This window comes from Bradyrhizobium sp. (genome assembly GCF_049691595.1).
Classification (GTDB): Bacteria; Pseudomonadota; Alphaproteobacteria; order Rhizobiales; family Xanthobacteraceae; genus Bradyrhizobium.
In genome coordinates this window covers 1-3,162 of the sequence record NZ_JBAVNZ010000275.1, presented here as the reverse complement: position 1 = coordinate 3,162, position 3,162 = coordinate 1, and the positions used below count along the sequence as shown (strand labels likewise).

Genomic DNA, 3,162 nt, shown 5'->3' with positions numbered 1-3,162 from the left:
CCTTTGAGCACATGGGCTTTCAGCGGCGCCGATTCTGCAAGCGCCGGGTTGGCCACGATCGGCCGCAAATTGGCATAGAGGTCATACTTGCCTCGCAGCCCGAGCAAGCTGCCCGCCTTGCGCGCTGCTGCCGGCACCTCCCTGGTCTCGGGTCCACCGGTCGCGCCCCACAGGATCGCGTCGGCCTCCTCCATTGCCTCCACGGTGTCGTCGGGAAGGACCTTGCCGGTCGCAAGATAGGGAATGATGCCGTACTGCGCCTCACGCAGCGTCATGGGCACACCGCGTTTGGCGGCAAACCAGTTGAGGATTCGACAGGACTGCGCCGTCACTTCGGGACCGATGCCTTCGCCGCCGACCACGGCGACCTTGACCATATTGGAGCGGTTGTTCATGCCGGTTTCCTTGCAAAATGTATCCACGGCCGCGCGGTACGGTCGGAGGCCTGGAACGCCCGGATTTCATTGTCGCGCTGAAGTGTCAAGGCAACTTCATCGAGCCCATGCAGCAGACCGTCGCGCCGGCGCGGATCGATCGCGAAATGATGCTGCCTGCCGGTTGGCGAAGTGATCGTTTGCGCCTCGAGGTCGATGCCAACCCGCCCCGCGCCCTGGGTGGTCTCGACCTCGGCGGCGAGGCCATCGACGATCTCCTTGTCGACGACGATCGGCAAAATGCCATTCTGGAAGCAATTTGCGAAGAAGATGTCGCCGAAGCTCGAACCGATCACGGCCCGGATGCCCATCTCCTGCAGCGACCACACCGCCCCCTCACGGGAAGAGCCGCATCCGAAATTCGGGCCAGTGATGAGGATTTCCGCCTGTCGATACGGCTCGCGGTTCAGGATGAACTCGGGATTCTGCGAACCATCGGGCAGATAGCGCAGCGCGCCAAATGCCCATTTGCCGAGCGTGCCACGGACGGAATTTCCGACCAGGCGCTCGATGCGGATGATGACATCGGTATCGATGTTGCCGCGCATGATCGGCGCAGCGATCGCAGTCAGCTTGTTGAACGGTTTCGGCATGTCAGCGCCCGATCGCTCGCACGTCGGCGATCGCGCCCGTGATCGCCGCGGCCGCGGCGCTGGCTGGACTGGCGAGGTGCGTGCGCGCCTGCGGCCCCTGACGGCCGACGAAATTGCGATTGGACGTGGAGACCGAGCGCTGCCCGGGAGCGACGGTCTCGCCGTTGGCCGCAAGGCACATGGAGCAGCCCGGTTCGCGCCACTCGAAGCCGGCCTCGGTGAACAGCCTGTCCAGTCCCTCGGCGACCGCCTCGCGCTTGACGGTTTCCGATCCCGGCACGATCCAGGCCCGTACACCGGGCGCGACCTTGCGGCCACGCACGATTTCGGCGGCGGCCCGCAAGTCGCTCAACCGGCTGTTGGTGCAGGAGCCGATGAAGACCCAATCGACCGGGGTCCCGGCGATCGGGGCGCCGGGCTTCAAGCCCATATAATCCAGCGCAGCCTCGATCGCCGCGCGGCGCTCGGGATCGTCGATCGCCTGCGGATCGGGAATGCAGCCGTCGACACCGATGACATGCTCAGGGCTGATGCCCCAGGTCACCTGCGGCATGATCTTCGCAACGTCGATCAGGACTTCCTTGTCGAACTCTGCGTCGGCATCACCTGGAAGTTCGCGCCATGCCTCGACCGCCCGCCGCCACATCTCGCCGCGCGGCGCATAGCGGCGTCCACTGAGATATTCGTAGGTTTTCCCATCCGGCGCCACCATGCCGATCTTGGCACCGAGCTCGATCGACAGATTACAGATGGTGAGCCGTCCTTCGACCGGCAAATCGCGGATCGCGCTGCCGGCATATTCGACCGCGTAGCCGGTACCGCCGGCCGCGCCGACATGCCCGATCAGCGCCAGGATCATATCCTTGGCGGTCACGCCGAACGGCAGCTTGCCCTCGAAATTGACGCGCATCGTTTTCGGCCGGCGCTGGATGAGCGCCTGCGTCGCCAGCACGTGCGTCAGTTCGCTCGAGCCGATGCCAAAGGCCAGCGCCCCCAGCCCGCCATGGGTGCACGTGTGGCTGTCGCCACAAACGATCAGGCAACCAGGCAGGCTCAGGCCGAGCTCGGGGCCGATGACATGAACGATACCCTGCCCCGGCTCGTCGATATCGAACATCTCGATGCCGCTGGCCGAGGTTTCGGCCCGCAGAGCAGCCAGCAATTCCTGCCCGATCCTGATCGTGCCGACCCGTCCGGGCGCAGTCGAAATCGCGTGATCGGGCGTTGCGAATGTCAGCTCCGGGTTATGAACGGAAAGGCCGCGGCTCTTGAGATCGAGCAGCCCCCGCGACCCGCCAAGATCGTGCAGCAGATGGCGGTCGACATGGAGGAGATCGGTATCTTCGCCAAGGCGCGCGATGACATGCTGGTCCCAGATTTTGGCCAGCATGGTACGGCCGGACTTTGCCAAGGCACGCTTCCCTTTACCCAAAGCCGGCAGCCCAGGCCACCGGTCGCCGTTTTGCACGGCTTGTTGTTCAGGCATCAGCCCGCGGGCATCAAAGCATAATCGGCTACACCTCGGCTAGAGCCAACATCGGGCGGTCTTGAACCCTGATCCGCTTCGGGGCGTCAAATCCATGCTGGATTTGTCGGCGGATTTTCGCAGGCCGGGATGCCATGGACCCAGCCATTCCAATTGATGTTTGGCGCCAGCGGGCGGACCAACCAAGCCAATATGCCGGGCTTCCGAATTGGCAATCCCAAAAAACAGAAAAAAGCCCGGCGGCCGTTAGGCCACCGGGCGAATTGGAAATTCTCCAACGCGGGGGGTCGCGCTGCATTTCGAAATCTTAGCTGTTTCGCATTATCCAGCCGTCATTTGATGGTCTTGCGCCAATAGAGCGTGTTCGGCCAGGCCCAGGGGATTTGCGGCTGATATAGCCGATAGCCGGCGCGGATGAAGTTATTGGCGGAAGGCAGATTGTCGGTAGTGTCGGAGACGACCGCGCTCCAGCCGTTGAGCCGCGCCCGGGCCTCCAGCGCGCGCATCAAACGCAATGGGAGCCCCTTGCCGCAGTGCGTCCGCAGCACGCCAACGCGGCAGAAATAACCGGCATTGCTGAGATGGGTCGAGGGAACGACGCCGGCAAAGCCGACCGGCGCGGTCTCGTGAAAGGCGAGCCACCAGTGCC

At 63.9% G+C, this 3,162-nt stretch carries 4 protein-coding genes; all 4 read right to left on the bottom strand.

Annotated features, from left to right (window positions below; translation table 11 throughout):
- Positions 1 to 395, bottom strand: a 395-nt coding sequence (locus WCE35_RS12350) for an isocitrate/isopropylmalate family dehydrogenase (RefSeq protein ID WP_424593625.1), incomplete at its 3' end; no start/stop codon positions are given.
- Positions 392 to 1,027 (bottom strand): 3-isopropylmalate dehydratase small subunit, encoded by a 636-nt coding sequence (gene leuD / locus WCE35_RS12345; protein ID WP_424593624.1) that lies wholly within the window; start codon positions 1,025 to 1,027, stop codon positions 392 to 394. The genes leuD and WCE35_RS12350, both read right to left, overlap by 4 nt.
- A gap of 1 nt (position 1,028) precedes the next feature.
- On the bottom strand, positions 1,029 to 2,417 hold the full coding sequence (leuC, locus tag WCE35_RS12340) for a 3-isopropylmalate dehydratase large subunit (RefSeq protein WP_424593626.1): 1,389 nt from the start codon (positions 2,415 to 2,417) through the stop codon (positions 1,029 to 1,031).
- A gap of 428 nt (positions 2,418 to 2,845) precedes the next feature.
- Positions 2,846 to 3,162, bottom strand: a 317-nt coding sequence (locus WCE35_RS12335; protein WP_424593623.1) for a GNAT family N-acetyltransferase, incomplete at its 5' end; no start/stop codon positions are given.